This is a genomic window from Crossiella sp. SN42, from assembly GCF_023897065.1.
Taxonomy (GTDB): domain Bacteria; phylum Actinomycetota; class Actinomycetes; order Mycobacteriales; family Pseudonocardiaceae; genus Crossiella.
Genome location: NZ_JAMHIV010000012.1, coordinates 159,645 through 178,050 on the forward strand (window position 1 = coordinate 159,645; position 18,406 = coordinate 178,050).

22 protein-coding genes are annotated in these 18,406 nt (G+C 71.9%); 6 read left to right on the plus strand and 16 right to left on the minus strand.

The window, feature by feature from the left end; translation table 11 throughout:
* Positions 1 to 27: 27 nt before the first annotated feature.
* From M8C13_RS16325 to M8C13_RS16360, 8 genes are all read right to left on the minus strand, one after another.
* Positions 28 to 522 carry a dihydrofolate reductase gene (locus M8C13_RS16325; RefSeq protein WP_252481442.1) on the minus strand — a complete coding sequence of 165 codons (495 nt, stop codon included), beginning with the start codon at positions 520 to 522 and terminating at the stop codon, positions 28 to 30.
* Positions 519 to 1,316, minus strand: a complete 798-nt coding sequence (locus M8C13_RS16330; protein WP_252481443.1) for a thymidylate synthase — start codon at positions 1,314 to 1,316, stop codon at positions 519 to 521. The genes M8C13_RS16325 and M8C13_RS16330 overlap by 4 nt, the downstream gene beginning before the upstream one ends.
* Before the next feature lie 64 nt (positions 1,317 to 1,380).
* Positions 1,381 to 2,217 carry an alpha/beta fold hydrolase gene (locus tag M8C13_RS16335; RefSeq protein WP_252481444.1) on the minus strand — a complete coding sequence of 279 codons (837 nt, stop codon included), beginning with the start codon at positions 2,215 to 2,217 and terminating at the stop codon, positions 1,381 to 1,383.
* Positions 2,218 to 2,288: 71 nt separating this feature from the next.
* Positions 2,289 to 2,999, minus strand: a complete 711-nt coding sequence (locus tag M8C13_RS16340) for a GntR family transcriptional regulator (RefSeq protein ID WP_252481445.1) — start codon at positions 2,997 to 2,999, stop codon at positions 2,289 to 2,291.
* Positions 3,000 to 3,012: 13 nt separating this feature from the next.
* Positions 3,013 to 3,819 carry an alpha/beta fold hydrolase gene (locus tag M8C13_RS16345; protein WP_252481446.1) on the minus strand — a complete coding sequence of 269 codons (807 nt, stop codon included), beginning with the start codon at positions 3,817 to 3,819 and terminating at the stop codon, positions 3,013 to 3,015.
* Positions 3,816 to 5,264 carry an NAD-dependent succinate-semialdehyde dehydrogenase gene (locus tag M8C13_RS16350; protein WP_252481447.1) on the minus strand — a complete coding sequence of 483 codons (1,449 nt, stop codon included), beginning with the start codon at positions 5,262 to 5,264 and terminating at the stop codon, positions 3,816 to 3,818. The genes M8C13_RS16345 and M8C13_RS16350 overlap by 4 nt, the downstream gene beginning before the upstream one ends.
* Positions 5,265 to 5,284: 20 nt before the next feature.
* A complete protein-coding gene (gene pcaC, locus M8C13_RS16355; protein ID WP_374213085.1) occupies positions 5,285 to 5,695 on the minus strand; it encodes a 4-carboxymuconolactone decarboxylase in 411 nt (136 codons plus the stop codon).
* A 2-nt stretch (positions 5,696 to 5,697) separates the two neighbouring features.
* The gene (locus M8C13_RS16360) at positions 5,698 to 7,062 is read right to left on the minus strand and encodes an MFS transporter (RefSeq protein ID WP_252481449.1); all 1,365 of its coding nucleotides are present in this window, start codon (positions 7,060 to 7,062) and stop codon (positions 5,698 to 5,700) included.
* A 134-nt stretch (positions 7,063 to 7,196) separates the two neighbouring features.
* Here M8C13_RS16360 and M8C13_RS16365 point away from each other — a divergent pair, with 134 nt between their 5' ends.
* Genes M8C13_RS16365 through M8C13_RS16380 form a run of 4 tightly spaced genes read left to right on the plus strand, consistent with a single transcriptional unit; the run spans position 7,197 to position 10,177 of the window.
* Positions 7,197 to 7,595: a molybdopterin-binding protein gene (locus tag M8C13_RS16365; RefSeq protein ID WP_252481450.1), complete on the plus strand. Its 399-nt coding sequence runs from the start codon at positions 7,197 to 7,199 to the stop codon at positions 7,593 to 7,595.
* Between the two features lies 1 nt (position 7,596).
* The gene (gene modA, locus M8C13_RS16370) at positions 7,597 to 8,349 is read left to right on the plus strand and encodes a molybdate ABC transporter substrate-binding protein (RefSeq protein ID WP_252481451.1); all 753 of its coding nucleotides are present in this window, start codon (positions 7,597 to 7,599) and stop codon (positions 8,347 to 8,349) included.
* Complete coding sequence (modB, locus tag M8C13_RS16375; protein WP_252481452.1) at positions 8,346 to 9,149, plus strand: molybdate ABC transporter permease subunit; 804 nt, start codon at positions 8,346 to 8,348, stop codon at positions 9,147 to 9,149. Before modA ends, modB begins: the two co-directional genes overlap by 4 nt.
* Positions 9,146 to 10,177, plus strand: coding sequence for an ABC transporter ATP-binding protein (locus M8C13_RS16380; protein ID WP_252481453.1), 1,032 nt, complete (start codon positions 9,146 to 9,148; stop codon positions 10,175 to 10,177). The genes modB and M8C13_RS16380 overlap by 4 nt, the downstream gene beginning before the upstream one ends.
* A gap of 5 nt (positions 10,178 to 10,182) precedes the next feature.
* On the opposite strand, the gene M8C13_RS16385 is transcribed toward M8C13_RS16380, so the two are convergent.
* From M8C13_RS16385 to M8C13_RS16405, 5 genes are all read right to left on the minus strand, one after another.
* Positions 10,183 to 11,007, minus strand: a complete 825-nt coding sequence (locus tag M8C13_RS16385; protein WP_252481454.1) for a phosphotransferase family protein — start codon at positions 11,005 to 11,007, stop codon at positions 10,183 to 10,185.
* Positions 11,007 to 11,513, minus strand: coding sequence for an SRPBCC family protein (locus tag M8C13_RS16390; protein ID WP_252481455.1), 507 nt, complete (start codon positions 11,511 to 11,513; stop codon positions 11,007 to 11,009). Before M8C13_RS16390 ends, M8C13_RS16385 begins: the two co-directional genes overlap by 1 nt.
* Before the next feature lie 106 nt (positions 11,514 to 11,619).
* A complete protein-coding gene (locus M8C13_RS16395) occupies positions 11,620 to 12,621 on the minus strand; it encodes an alpha/beta fold hydrolase (RefSeq protein ID WP_252481456.1) in 1,002 nt (333 codons plus the stop codon).
* A gap of 26 nt (positions 12,622 to 12,647) precedes the next feature.
* Entirely contained in the window at positions 12,648 to 13,115 is a 468-nt protein-coding gene (locus tag M8C13_RS16400; protein ID WP_252481457.1) for a DinB family protein, read from the minus strand.
* The gene (locus tag M8C13_RS16405) at positions 13,112 to 13,738 is read right to left on the minus strand and encodes a bifunctional 2-polyprenyl-6-hydroxyphenol methylase/3-demethylubiquinol 3-O-methyltransferase UbiG (RefSeq protein WP_252481458.1); all 627 of its coding nucleotides are present in this window, start codon (positions 13,736 to 13,738) and stop codon (positions 13,112 to 13,114) included. Before M8C13_RS16405 ends, M8C13_RS16400 begins: the two co-directional genes overlap by 4 nt.
* 76 nt (positions 13,739 to 13,814) lie before the next feature.
* Between M8C13_RS16405 and M8C13_RS16410 the strand changes: the two genes are divergently transcribed.
* Complete coding sequence (locus M8C13_RS16410) at positions 13,815 to 14,423, plus strand: XRE family transcriptional regulator (RefSeq protein WP_256509185.1); 609 nt, start codon at positions 13,815 to 13,817, stop codon at positions 14,421 to 14,423.
* Here the strand turns inward: M8C13_RS16410 and M8C13_RS16415 are convergent.
* The 3 genes from M8C13_RS16415 to M8C13_RS16425 form a co-directional block, all read right to left on the minus strand.
* Positions 14,393 to 15,553: an alkaline phosphatase PhoX gene (locus tag M8C13_RS16415; RefSeq protein ID WP_252481460.1), complete on the minus strand. Its 1,161-nt coding sequence runs from the start codon at positions 15,551 to 15,553 to the stop codon at positions 14,393 to 14,395. The two genes, M8C13_RS16410 and M8C13_RS16415, sit on opposite strands and share 31 nt — an antisense overlap.
* Positions 15,554 to 15,759: 206 nt before the next feature.
* Entirely contained in the window at positions 15,760 to 16,182 is a 423-nt protein-coding gene (locus tag M8C13_RS16420; protein ID WP_252481461.1) for an MmcQ/YjbR family DNA-binding protein, read from the minus strand.
* 23 nt (positions 16,183 to 16,205) lie between these two features.
* The gene (locus M8C13_RS16425; RefSeq protein ID WP_252481462.1) at positions 16,206 to 17,213 is read right to left on the minus strand and encodes a YafY family protein; all 1,008 of its coding nucleotides are present in this window, start codon (positions 17,211 to 17,213) and stop codon (positions 16,206 to 16,208) included.
* A 54-nt stretch (positions 17,214 to 17,267) separates the two neighbouring features.
* Here M8C13_RS16425 and M8C13_RS16430 point away from each other — a divergent pair, with 54 nt between their 5' ends.
* Positions 17,268 to 18,404, plus strand: a complete 1,137-nt coding sequence (locus M8C13_RS16430) for an epoxide hydrolase family protein (RefSeq protein WP_252481463.1) — start codon at positions 17,268 to 17,270, stop codon at positions 18,402 to 18,404.
* Positions 18,405 to 18,406 lie beyond the last annotated feature (2 nt).

An 18,406-nucleotide genomic window follows, 5' to 3' on the forward strand; every position in this document is an offset into this window, starting at 1 on the left:
CGCGTCGACAGTGGCTCGGCTGTTGGCCTACCCGCTGGTGATGCTGCCAGAAACGAGGGCCGCGGTGTCCCAGGTCAGGAAGCGGTAGTGCAGCCCGGTCGCCGACTCCTGCCAGTCCCCTGCGGCGTCCGGCGCGCGGCCCACCCCCGGCGCGTGCGTGTCCCCTTCGAAGGACTCGCGGATCTCGGTGACCACGATCCGGTCGGCCAACGGCAGCGCCGCCCGGTACACCGCCGCGCCGCCGATCACCCACACGTCCCCGGTGACCGAGGCCAGCGCCGTCGCCAGGTCGGGGAAGGTCTCCACGTTCTCCTGCGGGGTGCGCGAGAGCACCAGGTTGCGCCTGCCCGGCAGCGGGCGGAACCGCGGCGGCAGCGACTCCCAGGTGCGGCGGCCCATCAGCACGGTCGCGCCCGCGGTCAGCGTGCGGAAGTGCTTGAGGTCCTCCGGCAGGTGCCACGGCAGCGTGCCGTCGCGGCCGATGACGCCGTTGGCCGACTGCGCCCAGACCAGCCCGATCACACCGCCACCGGTGCCTTGATGCCGGGGTGCGGGTGGTAACCGTCGAGGGCGATGTGCTCGTAGGTGTAGTCGAACAGGCTGTCCGCCGGTTTGAGGCTCAGACTGGGGAACGGCCGCGCCTGGCGGGCCAACTGGGTGCGCACCTGCTCCTCGTGGTTGTCATAGATGTGGCAGTCCCCACCGGTCCAGATGAAGTCGCCGACGCCCAGGCCCACCTGCTCGGCGATCATGTGCGTGAGCAGCGCGTAGCTGGCGATGTTGAACGGCACGCCGAGGAAGAGGTCCGCGCTGCGCTGGTAGAGCTGGCAGGAGAGCTTGCCGTCGGCGACGTAGAACTGGAAGAACGCATGGCAGGGCGGCAGCGCCATCCGCGGGATGTCGGCCACGTTCCAGGCGGAGACGATGATTCGCCGGGAGTCCGGGTTCTCCCGCAGCGTGCGCAGCACCTCGCTGATCTGGTCGACGTGCCCGCCGTCGGGGGTCGGCCAGGACCGCCACTGCACCCCGTAGACCGGGCCGAGGTCGCCGTCCGGCGCGGCCCACTCGTCCCAGATGGTCACGCCGTGTTCTTGCAGCCAGGTGACGTTGGCCTCGCCGCGCAGGAACCACAGCAGCTCGTAGGCGATCGAGCGGAAGTGCACCTTCTTCGTGGTGATCAGCGGAAAACCGTCGGCCAGGCGGTAGCGCAGCTGGTGACCGAAGATCGACCGGGTGCCCGTGCCGGTGCGGTCCTGCTTGCGCGCGCCCGTGTCGAGTACCTGGCGGAGCAGGTCTTCGTACTGCGTGTCCAGCATGCCCGCGAGCCTAGACGAGGGGCTCGGCCCGGTGGCAGCGCACCGCTGCCGAGCCCCACGCCGATCAGGCGTTGCCGAGCGCGCGGACGAAGTCGAGGACCTCCCGGGTGATGCGGTCAGGGGCCTCGATGAACGGGATGTGCCCGCCGCCGGAGACCTCCACGAACTTCGAGTGCGGAATGGCCCGGTGGATCAGGGCGCTCAGCTCGGCCGGGATGAAGTGGTCGTTGTCCGCGCAGGCCACCAGGGTGGGCGCGGTGATCGAGCTCAGCGCCGCGGTCAGCGGCGGCACCGCCCCGCCGGGTTCGCGCCTGCCGAGGGCCAGGATCGCGTCCAGGAAGGCGCGGTAGATCTCCGGGGAGTTCTCGCGCACCCCGGCCCGGATGTTCGCGGCGACCTCGCGGCCCGCCTCGGACTCCAGGAAGCCTGGGGTCATGATCCACAACGCGATGAAGTCGGCCACGTCCTCGCTCATGCCGAGCTTGGCGATCAGGCGCTTGCGCAGCGAGTAGTTGAGCTCCACCGACAGGTTCAGCTCGGAGAACGCGCCGACCGCGATGAGCGAACGGACCTTGGCGGGGTGGCGGGCGGCCAGGGCCAGCGCGATCGAACCGCCCAGCGAGGTGCCCAGCACGTGCGCGCCGGCCAGGCCGAGGTGCTCGATCAGCAGGGCGATGTCCTCCGCCCACAGCCGCACGGAGTACTCGACGTCCTCATCCTTCGTCGAGCGGCCCACCCCGCGCAGGTCCACCGCGATCGTGCGCAGTTCGGCGGAGAGCGCGGGCACGCCGAGTGCGTAGTAGGTGTGGTCCAGGCCCAGCCCCGGGATCAGGATCATCGGCTCGCCCGTGCCCACGTCCTGGTAGTACAGCCTCGTCCCGTTGACGTCGGCGTACGGCATGACAGCTCCTTCGTATGATCGTCATACAATTGATGGTCGCAAGGGTTCGCCCCGGGACCGTGCGAAGTTGGTCAGGCGGAGGCGGCGGCCGCGTCCATCCCCGCCAGCACCGCGTGTGCGGCCTGCCGGACGTGGTGGGCGCAGGCGGTCGCCGCCCGCTCGGCGTCCCGGGCCTCGGCCGCTTCGACGATCTCCCGGATCTCGGCGACGCTGTGCACCGCCCGGCCGGGCTGTCCCAGCGACATCGTCCGCAGCACCGTCACCCTGGCCTGGAGGCCTTCGACGATCTCCCGGATCGTCTCGTTGCCCGAGCCGGCCAGCAGGGTGTCGTAGAACCGCGCCTTCGCCGCCAGCATGGGCGCGCCCAGCTCGCCCGCGGCGAAACAGGACTCGATCTCCTCGAAGGCCCGCCGCAGCTCGGCCACCTGCTGCTCACTCGCGCGCTCGGCGAACGCGCGGGCGGCCATGCCTTCCAGCGCGGCGCGCACCTCGTACAGCTCGACGGCCCGCTCGCGGGACACCGAGGCCACCACGGTTCCCCGGTGCGGGATCGTCTCCACCAGGCCCTCGGCGGAGAGCTGGCGCAGCACCTCGCGGATCGTGGTGCGGGAGACCCCGGTCTGCTCGATCAGCTCCCGTTCCACCAGCCGCTTCCCCGGTTCCAGGCGCATCTCCACGATCGCCTGGCGCAGCTGGTCGAGCACCTGTTCGCGAACCGGCGCGGCGACCCGGTTCACGCGCATCGAGAACGCGCCGACTGAGGAACCCCGCGGGTCTGCCATTCGGCTGACGATACTAGGCACGCGCACACCTCCCCCGGACCTCGTCGAGAAACGCGGTGAACGCGGCCAGGAACGGATCCGGCCGCTCGAACACGCCCAGATGCCACGCCTGCTCGACGACGCTCAGCCGCGCGGACGGCAGTGCCGCCACCAGTTCCCGCGCCGCCGCGGGCGGAGTCGCGGTGTCCTGCGCCCCGGTGATCACCAGTGCCGGTGCGGCCACCTGCGGCAGCCGGGAGAGCGTGTCCAGCTCCGCGATCGCCGCCCAGGCCGCGGTCCAGCTCGCCGGGTCGGCCGCGCTGAGGGTGCGCTCGCAGCTCCGGCCGATCGCGGCGGCCCGGCCCGCGGGTGAGAACCACCGTCGCAGGGTGGCCGGGATGACCCCGGACATGCCCTGGTGGTCGAGCCGGCCCCGGTCCCGGAGGGCCGGCCGCAGGTCCTGGGGGAAGCCTCCGGCGGTGGCGCACAGCACCAGCGCGGCCACCGATCCCGGGTCGCGCAGCGCCAGGTGCTGGGCGACCATGCCGCCCAGGGACACCCCGATGACCTGCGCGCGGCTGGTGGCCACCTCGGCGAGCAGGAACGAGACGTCGGCGGCGAGCTGGTCCAGGGTGACCGGTCCGTCGATCGGGCTGGACCGGCCGTGACCACGGAGGTCGACGGCGATGACCTGGTAGCGGTCGGCGAACGCGGCCGAGTAGTCGCACCACCAGGATCCGTCCAGGCCGACCGGGTGCAGCAACAGCAGCGGCGGCCCGGACCCGGTCATCCGGTAGGCGAGGTGCCCGCCCCAGGGCAGCGACAGCCGCGCGGTGCTCACCGCAACCCGCCGAAGGCCAGGTACTTCAGCTCGGTGAACTCCTCGATGCCGTGCCGGGAGCCCTCCCGGCCGAGGCCGGACTGCTTGGTGCCGCCGAAGGGCGCGACCTCCACGGAGAGGAACCCGGTGTTGATCCCGACCATGCCCGCCTCGATCCGCTCGGCCACCCGCCACACCCGGGCCAGGTTCTGGCTGTAGAAGTAGGCCGCCAGCCCGTACTCGGTGCTGTTGGCCAGTTCGACGGCCTGGCGCTCCTCGCTGAACCGGAACAGCGCCGCCACCGGGCCGAAGGTCTCCTCGTGCGCCAGCAGCATGTCGGTGTTGGCCTCGCCCAGCACCGTCGGCGGGTAGAAGGTGCCGCCCTCCGGGGCCGTGCCGCCGGTGAGCAGTGTGGCGCCCTTGCCCAGCGCGTCCAGCACGTGCGCGTGCACCTTCGCCACAGCGGCCTCGTTGATCAGCGGACCGATGGTGACTCCGTCGATGGTGCCTTCGCCGACGCGCAGCCCGCGCACGCGCTCGACGAACCGCTCGACGAAGGCGTCATAGACGCTGTCCTGGATCAGGAACCGGTTCACGCCAACGCAACTCTGCCCGGTCTGGCGGAACTTGGCCACGATCGCGCCCGCCACCGCCGCGTCCAGGTCCGCGTCGTCGAAGACCAGGAACGGCGCGTTGCCGCCGAGCTCCAGCGTCAGCTTCTTCAGCGTCGGCGCGCACTGCGCGGCGAGCAGCCTGCCGACCTGGGTGGAGCCGGTGAAGGAGAGCGCCCGCACCACGGGGCTGGCACACAGCACCGCGCCGATCTCCTTCGGGTCGCCGGTCAGGATGTTCAGCACCCCGGCAGGCATCCCGGCCTCCTCGGCCAGCGCGGCCAGTGCCAGCGCGGACAGTGGCGTGTCCTCGGCCGGCTTGAGCACGACGGTGCACCCGGCGGCGAGCGCGGGCGCGGCCTTGCGGGTGATCATGGCCGCGGGGAAGTTCCACGGGGTGATGCAGGCGACCACGCCGATGGGCTCGCGCAGCACCACGATCCGGGTGTCGGCGGTCTTGGCCGGAATGGTCTCGCCGTTGAGCCTGCGCGCCTCCTCGGCGTAGAGGCGCAGGAACGAGGCGGCGTAGGCGATCTCCCCGCGCGCCTCGGCCAACGGCTTGCCCTGCTCAAGGGTGAGCAGCCGGGCCAGCTCGTCCTGGTGCCGCAGCACCAGTTCGCGCCACCGCAGCAGCACGTCGGCCCGGTCCTCCGCGGTCCGCGCGGCCCAGCCGCCGCGCGCCCGGTCGGCCGCCTCGATCGCCTGGGCGGTCTCCGCCCCGGACATCGAGGGAACGCGGCCGACCACCTCCCCGGTGGCCGGGTTCCGCACCTCGAACTCGGCCCCGGAGGCCGCGCCGACCCATCGACCGTCCACATAGGAGCGATCGCGCAGTAGCTCGATATCTGTCGTCATGTCTTGTCTCCCTTGTGGTTTCAGTCGTTGTGCACGGTGGGGCCGGACAGGTCCACACCTTCGGCGGCGAACACTTCCTCCGCCCCGCGGAACGCTTCCAGCGCGGCCGGCACTCCGCAGTAGATCGCGGCCTGCAGCAACGCCTCCCGGATCTCGCCAGGGGTGACGCCGTTGTTCAACGCGCCCCTGACGTGCAGCCGCAGTTCCTGGCCGCGGCCGAGCGCGGTGAGCATCACCAGCGTGAGCAGGCTGCGGGTGCCACGGGGCAGGCCAGGCCGGGCCCAGACGGTCCCCCAGCAGTACTCGGTGACGAGCTCTTGCAAGGGCCGGGAGAACGCGGTCGCCTTGGCCAGCGAGCGCTCCACGTGGGCATCGCCGAGCACCTCCCGCCGTACCCGCGAGCCCACGTCGAGCGCGGTGTCGTTGTCGATGGTCATGCCGGTGCTCCTGTCTTGCGATCCATGGCTGGCACGGGAACGGATGCGGAGGCCGCCTGGTGGTCGGCGAGGTCGCGGCCACGGGTCTCCGGCAGCATCCGGACCAGCGCGAGGAAGGTCATCAGCGCCACCGCCACCAGGTACAGCGCGCCGCTGCCCGCGAAGTCGAACCCGGCGGCCAGCCAGGCCACGACCGCGGGAGCCGGGCTGCCGAGCAGCGCCCCGGCCAGGTTGAAGCCGGTGGTGCAGCCGCTCATCCGGGTGCGCGCCGGGAACAGTTCGATCAGCAGCACCACCATGGTCACGTTCACCATGGCCTCGAACAGACCGAGCACGGCCATGCCGAGCAGCACCGCGGGGACGCTGCCGGTGGCCATCAGCAGGAAGGCGGGCACCGCGACCACGACGAGCCCGGCCGCGCCGAGGAGCATCGTCGGTCGCCTGCCGAACCGGTCCGCCAGCACCCCCGCCAGCGGGCAGAGCGCCGAGTACACCGCGAGCCCGCCCGCGGTGGCCGCGAGCGCGGCCGGCTCGCTCAGCCCGACCCTGGCGGAGGTCAGGAAGTTCGGCACCGAGGTGACCAGGTAGTAGAACCCGACCGCCGCGGTCGCCGTGGCGAAGAACACCAGCGCGATGGCCCGCCGGTTCTCCCGAAGGGCCTCCCGCAGCGGGGCTTCCGCGATCGAGTCCGCACGCCGCACCGCCTGGAACTCCGGCGTGTCCTCCAGCTTCGTCCGGACGTAGAACCCGGCCACCCCCAGTGGCGCGGCCAGGATGAACGGCACGCGCCACCCCCAGGAGGACATGGCCTCCCCAGAGAGCCAGACCGAGAGCCCGAGGGTGACCAGTGCCCCCGCGAGCGCGCCCGCTCCCGCGGTGGCAGGCACCACGCTGCCCCACAGGGCTCGCCGGTGCCTCGGCGCCTGCTCCACCAGGAACACCGAGGAGCCTGCCCACTCGCCGCCGATGGAGAACCCCTGGGCACAGCGCAGCAGCACGAGCAGGACCGGCGCGAGCACACCGGCGGTGGCGTAGCCGGGCAGGAACGCGATCAGGGTGGTGGACACCGCCATCACGATCACCGAACCGGACAGCGCCGCCCGCCTGCCGTAGCGGTCGCCCACGATGCCGAAGACCGCGCCGCCCAGCGGCCGCATGAGCAGCGCGACGCCGAAGACGCCGAGCGCGGCGAGCAGGCGGCCGGTGGCGTCGGCCGCCGGGAAGAAGACGCTGCCGATCGTCGTGGCCAGGAAGCCGTAGACGGCGAAGTCGAACCACTCCATGAAGTTGCCGAACCCCGCCGCCAGCAGCACCCGTCTGGCCGCCCGCGATCTGGCGGGTCTCCCCGGTGTCGGGGCCACGAGACCACCTCCTCGAGTCGATTGAATGACGGTATGACTGTCATACAATCCGCTCTGACCTGGGCTGTCAAGGGCGAAGTTTGGCTAGGCGATGCCGATCGCGGATCCGCTGAAGCGGCTCTAGACTCCGTTTCATGCCGAATCTGCGGATCAGCGAGGCTGCCGCGCTGCTGGGCGTCAGCGATGACTCCGTGCGCCGCTGGATCGACCAGGGCCGGCTGGCCGCGATCACGCTGGACAACGGCCGCAAGGGCGTGGCAGGCACCGAGCTGGCCGCCTTCGCCCAGCAGCTGTCCGAGTCGGCCGAGCCCGGCGTCACGGTGGCCGCCTCCGCGCGCAACCGGATGAAGGGCATCGTCACCCGGGTGGTCAAGGACGGGGTGATGGCGCAGGTCGACATGCAGGCAGGGCCGTTCCGGATCGTGTCGCTGATGAGCCGGGAGTCCGCGGAGGAGCTGGGCCTGGAGGTCGGCAGCGTCGCGGTGGCCTCGATCAAGTCCACCCACGTCGTCGTCGAGATCCCGGAGGCCTGAAGTGCGCACACTGACCGCACTGCTCGTGGTGCTGGCACTGGCCGGTTGTGGCACCGCGCAGCCGGGCTCCTCCCCCACCGGCGGCACGCTCACCGTGTTCGCCGCCGCCTCGCTGACCGAGTCCTTCACCAAGCTGGGCAAGGACTTCGAGGCCGCCAACCCCGGCACCACGGTGAAGTTCAACTTCGCGGGCAGCTCGGCGCTGGCCCAGCAGCTCAACCAGGGCGCGCCGGCCGACGTGTTCGCCGCGGCCGCCCCGGCGAACATGAAGCAGGTGACCGACACCGGCACGGTCACCGCCACGCCGGTGACCTTCGCCAGGAACACGCTGCAGATCGCGGTGCCCCAAGGGAATCCGGCCAAGGTCACCGGGCTGGCCGACTTCGGCAGGGCCGAGCTGAAGATCGCGTTGTGCGCCGAGCAGGTGCCCTGCGGCGCGGCCGCGAAGAAGGTGTTCGAGGCGGCCGGGACCACCGCGCGGCCGGACACCCTGGAACAGGACGTCAAGGCGGTGCTGACCAAGGTCTCCCTCGGCGAGGTGGACGCCGCGCTGGTCTACCGCACCGACGTCCGGGCCGCGGGCGGCAAGGTCGAGGGCAAGGACTTCGCCGAGGCCGCCCAGGCGGTCAACGACTACCCGATCGCGCCACTGGCCAAGGCCCCCAACACCATGGCCGCCAAGGCTTTTGTCGACTTCGTCCGCTCGGAGCAGGGCCGCGCGGTGCTCGCCGAAGCCGGCTTCGCGGCCCCATGACCAAGACGCGCAGGGCGCGGGGACGGCGGCCGCTCATCCTGGTGCTGCCCGCGGTGATCGGGCTGGTGTTCCTGCTGGTGCCGCTGGCCGGGTTGCTGGTCACCGCGCCCTGGACCACCTTGCCCGGCAGGCTGTTCAGCCCCGAGGTCGGCCAGGCGCTGCGGCTGTCGGTGGTCTGCGCGAGCCTGGCCACGGTGCTGTGCCTGCTCTTCGGCATCCCGCTGGCCTGGCTGCTGGCCCGCGGCGAGGTGCCCGGCCGGGGGTTCCTGCGCGCGCTGGTCACCGTGCCGCTGGTGCTGCCGCCGGTGGTCGGCGGGGTGGCGCTGCTGCTGGTGCTGGGCAGGCGCGGGCTGCTCGGGCAGTACCTGGACCAGTGGTTCGGCATCTCGCTGCCGTTCACCACCGCGGGCGTGGTGCTGGCCGAGGCGTTCGTGGCGATGCCGTTCCTGGTGATCTCGGTGGAGGGCGCGTTGCGCGCGGCCGATCCCCGGTTCGAGGAGGCCGCCGCCACCCTGGGCGCCTCCCGCTGGCTCACCTTCCGCCGGGTCACCCTGCCCTCGATCATGCCCGGCGTGGTCGCGGGCACCGTGCTGTGCTGGGCGCGCGCCCTGGGCGAGTTCGGCGCCACCATCACCTTCGCCGGCAACTTCCCCGGCGAGACCACCACCATGCCGCTGGCGGTCTACCTGGCGCTGGAAAGCGATCCGGACGCCGCGATCGTGCTCAGCGTGGTGTTGCTGCTGGTCTCGGTCGGCGTGCTGGCGGGCCTGCGCGACCGCTGGATCAGTGGCGCCTCATGACCCTGCGCGCCTGCCTGCGGGTCACCCGCGAGACCTTCGCCCTGGACCTGGACCTGACCATCGAGCCCGGCGAGGTGGTCGCCCTGCTCGGCCCCAACGGCGCGGGCAAGACCACCGCGCTGCGTGCCCTGGCCGGACTCCTGGCCTCCGACAGCACGATCCGGCTCGGTGAGTCCACTTGGGACGGTCTGCCCACCGAGCTGCGCCCGATCGGCGTGGTGTTCCAGGACCACCTGCTCTTCGCCACCATGACCGCACTGGACAACGTCGCCTTCGGCCTGCGCGCCCGAGGGCGGGGCAAGGCCGAGGCCAACGCCAGGGCCGCGCACTGGCTGGCCAAGGTCGGCCTCGCCGACCACGCGGGAGCCAAGCCCCGCACCCTCTCCGGCGGCCAGGCCCAGCGGGTCGCCCTGGCCCGCGCCCTGGCCACCGATCCCGCCCTGCTGCTGCTCGACGAACCCCTGGCCGCCCTGGACGCGAGCACCCGCCTGCGCGTGCGCGCCGAGCTGGGCAGGCACCTGCGCGACTACCCCGGCCACACCCTGCTGGTCACCCACGACCCGCTGGACGCGATGGTGCTGGCCGACCGCCTGGTCATCCTGGAACACGGCCGCGTGGTGCAGCAGGGCAGTCCGCGCGCGGTGGTCCGCCAGCCCCGCACCGACTACGTCGCCCACCTGGTCGGCCTCAACTTCTACCGCGGCACCGCCCACAACACCGAGATCCACCTCGACGAGGGCGGCACCCTCACCGTCGCCGAACCGGCCACCGGCCCGGTGCACGTGGTGTTCCCGCCCAGCGCGGTCAGCCTGTACCCGGAGAAACCCGTTGGCAGCCCACGAAATACCTGGCAGGCCACGGTCGCTGGGATCGAGCAGCACGCGCACACCATGAGGATCGAACTGGACGGCACCCCCGCCGTGCTGGCTGACATCACCACCGCCACCGTCGCCGACCTCCGCCTGCACCCCGGCGACACCCTGTGGGCCTCGGTGAAGGCAACCGAGATCCACACCTACCCCCGCTGACCGGCTCAGCGATACCCCGACAGCCCGTCCGCCAGCTCCTCCTCGTCGCCATCGCGCAGCCCGGACAGCGCCTGCTGCAAGGCAAAAGTGCCGCCGATGACCCTGGCCCGGTCCAGCAGACTCTCGTCCGGAGGAAGGTGCGCCACCACGGCACGCGCCATCTCCTCGCCATAGCTGGCCCGGATCGCGGCCAGGTCCTCCGCCTGGTCCCCCAGCCCGGCCTCGTCCCAGTCCACCACCCCGGACAGTCGCGGCAGGCCATCCTGTTCGCACCACAGCACGTTCTCGCCGCCGAGGTCGCCGTGCACCAGCCCGGTGACCCGGTGCGGCAGAGCGGTGATCGCGGCCAGCTCCGCCTCCGCCCTGGCCCGGCCGGACGCGGACATCAGTGGGAACAGCTCGGCCCGGACGCCCTCCGCGAACTCCGGCCAGCGGCCCGCCGACGGCAGTCCGGCCCGCACCCCGGCCAGCTCCCGCAGCAGCGCGCCAAAACCGGCGGCCACGGCCTCGAACTCCGGTGGCGCGGCCAGCCGATCCGCTGCCAGTGGGTCGCCGGGCACCCGGCTCAGCACCAGGCAGGCCGGGTCACCGTCCACTTCGGACAGAGGGACGGGGGTGGTGAAGCCGAGACCCAGGTCCGCCACCGTTCGCAGCCGGGCCGCGCGGGCGGGCAGCCGGGACGCGGCCGAGGCGGTGCGGGCGAAGCACACCACCCGGTCCGCGCCGAGGACCACCTCGTGGAACTGACCCTGGTGCACCACCAGCTCGTCGAGGTCCGCCCCGGGCAGCTCCCGGTGCAGCACCTCGCGCTGACGTGCGGAGATCGGCATCAGGCTGCTCGCCTGCGGACCACGCGCGCCAGGATGCCGAGGGTGGCCTTGAGCGCGGACCCGGGCACCACCGGGAAGTCCAGGCGCTGCTTCCACTCCGGGGGGAGCTCCGACCAGTCGTAGTACGAGGTGACCAGGGTGCCGTCCTCGGTGGGGGCCAGGCGGTAGCCGTAGATGTGCCGGAGGTGCGGGCGGACCCCGGCTTCCACGGTCCAGGCGATCTCCTGCTCCGGGACGAGCTTGGTGATGATCACTTCGACCTGGTACTTGCCAAGGGGGAGGTCGCCGAGCGCTTCCCGGTCCATGTGCACCCGGAACCGGTCGCCTGCCTGGGTGACCGGTTCGCCTTCGGCGTCCATGAGCATGCCCGAGGCGTCGATGTCCACGTGCCCCAACGGATCGGTCAGGACCGCGAAGATCGCGCCGGCGGGGGCGGGGATGAGCCGGGACACCTCGATCCGTTCCGCGCTCTCGGTGGGCCGGGTGGCGGGGTCGTTGGTGGTCATGCTGTTCCTCTCCGGGCGGGCGGCGGCTGTGCTCGACAATAGGCGGGAAGCGATCATGCGCGCGGACCACGCCCCCGGCACCGCCGCCGGACTGACCGAGGACTGATCACCCCTTGAGGAAGCGCAACAGCTCCTCGGTGACGAACCCTGGGTTTTCCTCAACAAGCCAGTGTCCGGCTTTGGGCACGTCGACCGCGCGCACGATGTCGGTCAGCCGGGGAGCCACCGTGGCCTTGATCGCCTCCGCCTGTCCCTGCGCGGCCATCACCAGGGCCGGCACCCGCACCGGCGCGGTCGCCACGGTGTCCCGGACGTCCTTGTCCAGGGCGCGATAGAGCTCGAAGCCGCCGGAGAGCGCCTCGGGCCGGGAGTAGGTCCGCGCGTACTCGCTGATCTCCTCCTCGGTGAACGGGGACCGGTCCGAGGTGCCGCCGAAAGCCGTGCCGCCAAAGGAAACCTGGGGGTAGAACAGCTTCAGGTACTCGCGGACGTCGTTGCCGACCACCGCCTCGGGCACCCGCCGCTGGGAGTGGAAGGCGATGTGCCAGCTCAGCGAGCGGTAGGCAGCCCCGTCGATGCCGGGTCCGGGCAGCGGCAGGTCGAGGTAGCCCAGCCGCGCGGTGTCGGCCGGGAACTGGGCGGCGTACTGGAAGGCCACCGCGGCGCCGTGGTCGTGCCCGACCACGCGGGCGTCCCGCAGGCCGAGCCGGTCGGCGATCAGGGTGTGCACGTAGCGGGCCAGGGTGGCCTTGTCGTAACCGGTTGGCTTGCCGGTGCTGTCGCCGAGTCCTGGCAGGTCGACGGCGTAGACGGTGTGGTGCTCGGCCAGCGCGGGCATGATCGGCCACCAGCCGTACCAGGTCTGCGGCCAGCCGTGCAGCAGCACCACCGGCGTGCCGCGGCCCCCGGTCACGTAGTGCATGCGGACGCCGTCGACCTCGGTGAACTCGTGCCGGAAGGCGCCGGTGAACTTCGGGTCGGCCTGGGTGACCGTGGCGTAGGCGGGCACCTCGGGGGCGGGGGCGGGTGCGGCACAGGCCGCGCCGGTGAGCAGGAGGGTCAGCGCGAAAGTCGTTGCCGCACGGGCGAACCTGGATGTGGAAATCATGCTCTCTGTCCTATGTAGACGGTGGGTCAGCGCCCGGTGGCGCCGTCGATGAGCTCGCGCAGGATGTCGGCGTGGCCCGCGTGGCGGCCGGTCTCCTCGATCAGGTGGGTCAGCGCCCAGCGAGCGCTGGCGCGGCCACCCGGAACCGGCGCGCCGAGGTCGGTGCAGCCGTCGAGCACCTTGTTCGCGCGCTGCACGGTCTTCCGGTAGCGGGCGAGCACCTCGGCGACGCTGTCCTGCGGCGCGGCGTGGAAGGTGGCCTGCCAGTCGGTGACCTTCGCGCCGAGGAAAGTGGCGCGCTCGACGTGGGTGAGGTGGTTGAGCAGGCCGAGCAGGTTGGTGCCCGAGGGCACCCCGGCGGTGCGCACCCGCGGTTCGGGCGCGCCGCGCACCTTCGCCGCGATCGAGTCGCGGAGGTAGTCCAGGAACCCGCGCAGGGTCTCGGCTTCACTGCCGCCGGTGCGCGGCGGTGGCTGGTCGCGGCGTCGGGTCATGCGGCCCGCCGGAGCAGCAGGACGTGGTCGATGACCTCGGCGGTGCGCCCGCCCGGCCCGGTGGCGACCCGGCGCGGCGACTCGGCTCGCGCCACCGCCCACTGCGCCGGATCGAGGTCAAGCTCGGCCGCGACCTCCTGTGGCGACGGGAAATGCGCGTCCGGGTCCTGGTTCCAGGACCACGGCGCGGTCGAGCCGTGGTCCACGACCAGCAGCCGCCCGCCAGGGTGCAGCGCGTGCGCCGCGGTGCGCAGGACGCTCGCCCGGTCCAGGTCGAACGGGGTGTGCAGGTAGTGCGCGGAGACGAGGTCGAAGCAGCCGCTGGGGAAGGAGTCGCGCAGGTCGTGACTCTGGGCGGTGAGCCGTTCACCGAGGCCGAGGGACTGGGCGCGGTCGGCGAGTCGCTGGGTCGCCACGGCCGAGATGTCGACCGCGGTGACCTGCCAGCCCCGGCGAGCCAGCCACAGCGAGTCGCCGCCGCTGCCGCAGCCCAGGTCCAGTGCGAGGCCGGGCGGCAGGTCGGCGGTCAGGTCGACGAGTGTGCTGTTCGGCCGCGGGTCGCCGGCGGCCGGTCGGGCGGCGTAGAGGTCGTCCCAGAAGGCGACCGGATCGGTGCTGTTCATGCGGCCAAGTCTCGCCAGCGGCCAGATCGACTGGCACGGATTCTTGCCGTTCTGGCAACCTGATCCCGTGGACGACATGGAGGACGTGCTGGAGGCGGTCGGACCGCGGCTGCGGGCGCTGCGCAACGCCCGCGGCATCACCCTGGCCGACCTCGCGGTGACCACCGGCATCTCGGAGAGCACCCTGTCCAGGCTGGAGAGCGGGCAGCGCAAGGCGACCCTGGAACTGCTGCTGCCGCTGGCGCGCACCTACGACGTGCCGCTGGACGACCTGGTCGGCGCGCCCCGCACCGGCGACCCCCGCATCCACCTCAAGCCGATCCACCGCTTCGGCCTGACCTTCGTGCCGCTGTCCCGGCGACCGGGTGGGGTGCAGTCGTTCAAGATGCTCATCCCGGCCCGGCGGGAACCGGTCGAACCAACCCCGCAGACCCATCCCGGCTTCGAGTGGTTGTACGTGCTCAACGGCCAGTTGCGCCTGCTGGTCGGCGACCGCGACCTGGTGCTGCCGCCCGGTCAGGCCGCTGAGTTCGACACCTCCGTGCCGCACTGGCTGGGCAGCGCCGACGGGGAGGCGGTGGAGCTGCTGGTGCTGTTCGACCCGCAGGGGGTGCGCGCGCACGTGCGGCCCAGCGCGGGGCGGGCAGGCCCGGATCAGGCCCGGAACGGGCCGGTGACCTCGTAGGTGATGCCGCCGCTGCTGCTCCCGCTGGTGCCGCGCTGGGAGGAGAAGTAGAGCCGGTTGCCCGCCGGGTTGAACGCCGGGCCGCAGATCTCCGAATCGCTGTGCCCATTGACCCGCAGGAACGGGGCCACCACCCCAGCCTTGGTGATGATGCAGATCTCCAGGTCGCCGCCGTCCTCGGCCACGAAGAGGTCCCCGCCACTGGTCCCGGTCACGTTGTCCACGCCGGTCAGCGGCGCGGTGTCGCTGGTGACCAGGTCGTCGTCGTAGGTCAGGCTGATCGAGCTGGTCTTCGCGTCATAGGCCCAGACCCGGTTGTCCCCCTTGGTGGTGAACCAGCAGGTCCCGCCCGCGTAGTAGCAGCCCTCACCGCCGTTGAAGCGCTTCGCGCCACTGACCTGGTTGCGGGTCGCGGTCGAGGAGCCCGCGGGGTCCGGGACCCGGGCCCAGGTCACCGGGCCGCTGGTCTGGGAGCTGCCGCCCTTGAGCACTTCGAGGGTGCCGCTGGACAGATCGCCCCAGGTGGTGGGCTTGAAGCGGTAGAAGCAGCCGTCGGAGACGTCCTCGGTGAGGTAGATGTAGCCGTGGTCGGCGTCGGTGGCACAGGCCTCGTGCTTGAACCGGCCCATCGCCGGGCGGCGGATGGCGGCCTTGACGCCCCACGGGTCGGTCTCATAGACGTAGCCGCGGTCCACCTCCTCACAGGAGAGCCAGGTCTGCCACGGGGTCGCGCCCCCGGCGCAGTTGACGTTGGTGTTGGCCAGGGTGCGGTAAGCGCCGGTGATCTTGCCGGTGCTGTCGAACTTGACCGCGCCCACCCCGCCGGTGCTGGGCACCTCGCTGTTGGAGACATAGATCCAGCCGCTGCCGTCGGCGAAACAGGCCCCGCCATCCGGCGCCGGGTGCCAGGTGTAGCCGGTGCCTGCCACCTGCTGCCCGGTGCGCGCGATGACCCGGCTGGTGAACCCCTGCGGCAGCTGGATCCCGTTGGCGTCAGCGGACAACAGCGCGCCGTAGGGGCTGGGGCCGGGCTGGGCGCCCTCGGCGAAGGCCTCCCGCCAGGCCGCCCCGCCGAAAGCCGCGGCCGCGGCGCCGACCACGGCGACCCATAAGAAGCTGCGTCGCTCCACAGTGAACCCCCATCAGATCGAGTGACACCCAGGAGTGTGGCGAGCATCAATGCTCAGCGCTAAGGGTGACGACAGGTGAACACACACTGCTGGGCGAGCAGTTGCCGCGCCGGTGCCGGATCTCCTTGCCGCAGAAGCGCTTCTGCCGCACAGGGAGTGCGCGCCCTCGCTTCGGCCCAGCGCGGAGCGCGCTCAGGCGCTGCTGGTCATTGCGCCGCGCGGCTGCGCAGCCAGGCGGCGGCCCTGGTCGGCGAGGCGCGGGAGAGCCAGGCGTCCTGCACGACCTCGGTCAGCTCCCGCAGGGTGAGCTCGCCGATCCGGCTGGCCCGCAACAACACCGACGGGTGACCGTTGAAGTGCGACGTGGTGAAGAACGGTGATCCTTGATCTTGGACCAGGGCCTGCTTGTCGTGTTCGGACGGCACCCAGAACACGATCACGTCCGGGTAGCGTTCACCGGTCTCGGGATCGACGGCATCGGGGCGGGGGTTGCGGAAGAACACGAACGACTTCCGGCCGACCTGGTAGACCGGGTTGTCCGCGGTGCCCAGCACCACCGTGACGTGGGGCATCCCCAGCGCGAGCTCGTGCACGTCCCGCACCCGCGCCCGGCGCGATCCTGCCGACATGACCACAGCGTACGTCCGCGGGCCTACTCCACGGCGCGGGCGTAGCGGCGGCCCAGGACGCGGAGGTGCTCGACCAGCTCGGGTGGCTCGGTGACGTGGAAGTCCAGGCCCAGCATGCCGATGTAGACCGCGATCATCTCCAGGCTGTCCGCGCCGGTGACCAGCACCGAGGTGGACTCGTCCACCGCCTCGACCACGCCGACGGCCGGGTTGATCCGGGCCAGCACGTCCTCGGCGGGGGCGCGCACGGTGATCCGGGCGTGCACCTGCCAGCCCGCGGTGGCCACATCGCGCAGCACGAAGCTCGCGTAGTCGCCGCCGGGGAACTCGACCGGGGTGAAGCGGCGGCCGGTGGCCATCCGGAGGGTGATCCAGTCGGCCCGGTAGGTGTGCCAGGCGCCGGTCTCGGGGCCGCGCGCGACCAGGTACCAGTGCCGTTCCCAGCTCACCAGGCGGTAGGGCTCGACCAGCACCGGCCAGTCGCCGAAGGGCGCCGAGGCGTCGTTGCGGCGCGGGGTGTCGTCCGCGCGGGCCGGGGCGGAGTAGTCGAAGCGGAGCAGTTCGGCGTCCCGGACCGCCCCGGCGATGGTGGCGAGCACCGCGGCGTCCACCACCGGGGCGACCACGTTGGTGCCGGTGTTGTCCGGGCCTTCGGAGACCGCCTGGTGCAGCGCGGTCACCTGCCTGCGCAGGCGGTGCGGCAGCACCTGTTCGAGCTTGCTCAGGGCGCGGGCGGCGCTGTCCTCGATGCCGGTGACGCCCCGGCCGGCCCGCAGGCCGATCGCGACCGCCACCGCCTCCTCGTCGTCGAGCAGCAGCGGCGGCAGCTTCGCCCCCGCGCCCAGCCGGTAGAACCCGGCGGGCCCGCGCTCGGCCTCCACCGGGTAGCCCAGGGTGCGCAGCCGCTCGATGTCGTTGCGGATCGTGCGGCCGCTGACCGCCAGCCGTTCGGCCAGCTGGGCGCCCGTCCACTGCGGCCGGGACTGCATCAGCGCGAGCAGGGCGAGCAGCCTCGACGAGGTGTCCAACATGAACTTCAGGCTATAGGAACCGAACGTGCCTAATAGGTACCTAGAGTCTGCCTCATGACGAACTCCACGAACGCCACCGAGATCCGCCCCTTCCGCATCGACATCGCCCAGGCCGAGCTGGACGACCTCAACGAGCGCCTGGCCCGCACCCGGCTGCCGCAGCCCGCGCCCACCGACGACTGGGAGTACGGCACCCCGAACAGCTACCTGCGGGAGACCGTCGAGCACTGGCGGACCGAGTTCGACTGGCGTGCGCAGGAAGCCCGGATGAACGAGTTCCCGCACCACCTCACCGAGATCGACGGCCAGACCGTGCACTTCATCCACGTGCCGTCCAAGGAAGCCGGCGCGACCCCGCTGTTGCTGCTGCACACCTACCCGGGCTCCTTCGCCGACTTCCTCGACCTGATCGGCCCGCTCACCGACCCGGTGGCGCACGGCGGCGAGGCCGCGGACGCCTTCTCGGTCGTGGTGCCCTCGATCCCCGGCACCGGCTTCAGCATGCCGCTGACCGGCCGCGGCTGGACCATGCGCAAGGTCGCGGAGACCTTCGACGCGCTGATGCGGCGCCTGGGCTACGACTCCTACGGCGTGCACGGCAGCGACAGCGGCGCGATGATCTCCCGCGAGCTCGGTTTGCTGCAGCCGGACGGCTTCCTCGGCCTGCACGTGCAGCAGCTGTTCTCCTTCCCCTCCGGCGATCCGGCGGAGTTCGAGAAGCTGGCGCCCAAGGACTACGCCGCGCTGGAGCACCTGCAGTGGTTCCAGTCCGTGGGCGGCTACAACCAGATGAACGCCACCCGCCCGCAGACCATCGGCGCGGCCATCGCCGACTCGCCGGTCGGGCAGCTGGCCTACAGCGAGCTGTTCACCAACTTCGGCAACGGCACCAGCCTGGTCAGCACCGAGCAGATCCTGACCCAGGTGTCGCTGTACTGGTTCACCAACACCCAGGCCACCGCGAGCCGCTACTACTTCGAGGAGGCCAAAGCCGCGCGGGAGCCGGAGGTCAACCCCTCCCGCACCGGGGTGGCGGTCTTCGCCGACGACTTCACCACGATCCGCACCTTCGCCGAGCGGGACAACTCCAACATCGTGCACTGGTCGGAGTTTCCCGAGGGCGGGCACTTCGCGGCGATGGAGCGCCCCGAGGTCCTGGCCGACGATCTGCGGGCGTTCTTCCGCTCCTGAGC

Excerpts from the sequence above, each read along its gene's own strand:
- M8C13_RS16390 (WP_252481455.1), bottom strand. The coding sequence starts at position 11,513 with ATGACCACCAACGACCCCGCCACCCGGCCCACCGAGAGCGCGGAACGG.
- M8C13_RS16365 (WP_252481450.1), top strand. The coding sequence starts at position 7,197 with ATGCCGAATCTGCGGATCAGCGAGGCTGCCGCGCTGCTGGGCGTCAGC.
- M8C13_RS16430 (WP_252481463.1), top strand. The coding sequence starts at position 17,268 with ATGACGAACTCCACGAACGCCACCGAGATCCGCCCCTTCCGCATCGAC.
- M8C13_RS16410 (WP_256509185.1), top strand. The coding sequence starts at position 13,815 with ATGGAGGACGTGCTGGAGGCGGTCGGACCGCGGCTGCGGGCGCTGCGC.
- M8C13_RS16405 (WP_252481458.1), bottom strand. The coding sequence starts at position 13,738 with ATGAACAGCACCGATCCGGTCGCCTTCTGGGACGACCTCTACGCCGCC.
- M8C13_RS16425 (WP_252481462.1), bottom strand. The coding sequence starts at position 17,213 with ATGTTGGACACCTCGTCGAGGCTGCTCGCCCTGCTCGCGCTGATGCAG.
- modB (WP_252481452.1), top strand. The coding sequence starts at position 8,346 with ATGACCAAGACGCGCAGGGCGCGGGGACGGCGGCCGCTCATCCTGGTG.
- M8C13_RS16340 (WP_252481445.1), bottom strand. The coding sequence starts at position 2,999 with ATGGCAGACCCGCGGGGTTCCTCAGTCGGCGCGTTCTCGATGCGCGTG.
- M8C13_RS16385 (WP_252481454.1), bottom strand. The coding sequence starts at position 11,007 with ATGCCGATCTCCGCACGTCAGCGCGAGGTGCTGCACCGGGAGCTGCCC.
- M8C13_RS16380 (WP_252481453.1), top strand. The coding sequence starts at position 9,146 with ATGACCCTGCGCGCCTGCCTGCGGGTCACCCGCGAGACCTTCGCCCTG.
- M8C13_RS16330 (WP_252481443.1), bottom strand. The coding sequence starts at position 1,316 with ATGCTGGACACGCAGTACGAAGACCTGCTCCGCCAGGTACTCGACACG.
- M8C13_RS16350 (WP_252481447.1), bottom strand. The coding sequence starts at position 5,264 with ATGACGACAGATATCGAGCTACTGCGCGATCGCTCCTATGTGGACGGT.
- M8C13_RS16395 (WP_252481456.1), bottom strand. The coding sequence starts at position 12,621 with ATGATTTCCACATCCAGGTTCGCCCGTGCGGCAACGACTTTCGCGCTG.
- M8C13_RS16420 (WP_252481461.1), bottom strand. The coding sequence starts at position 16,182 with ATGTCGGCAGGATCGCGCCGGGCGCGGGTGCGGGACGTGCACGAGCTC.
- M8C13_RS16400 (WP_252481457.1), bottom strand. The coding sequence starts at position 13,115 with ATGACCCGACGCCGCGACCAGCCACCGCCGCGCACCGGCGGCAGTGAA.
- M8C13_RS16335 (WP_252481444.1), bottom strand. The coding sequence starts at position 2,217 with ATGCCGTACGCCGACGTCAACGGGACGAGGCTGTACTACCAGGACGTG.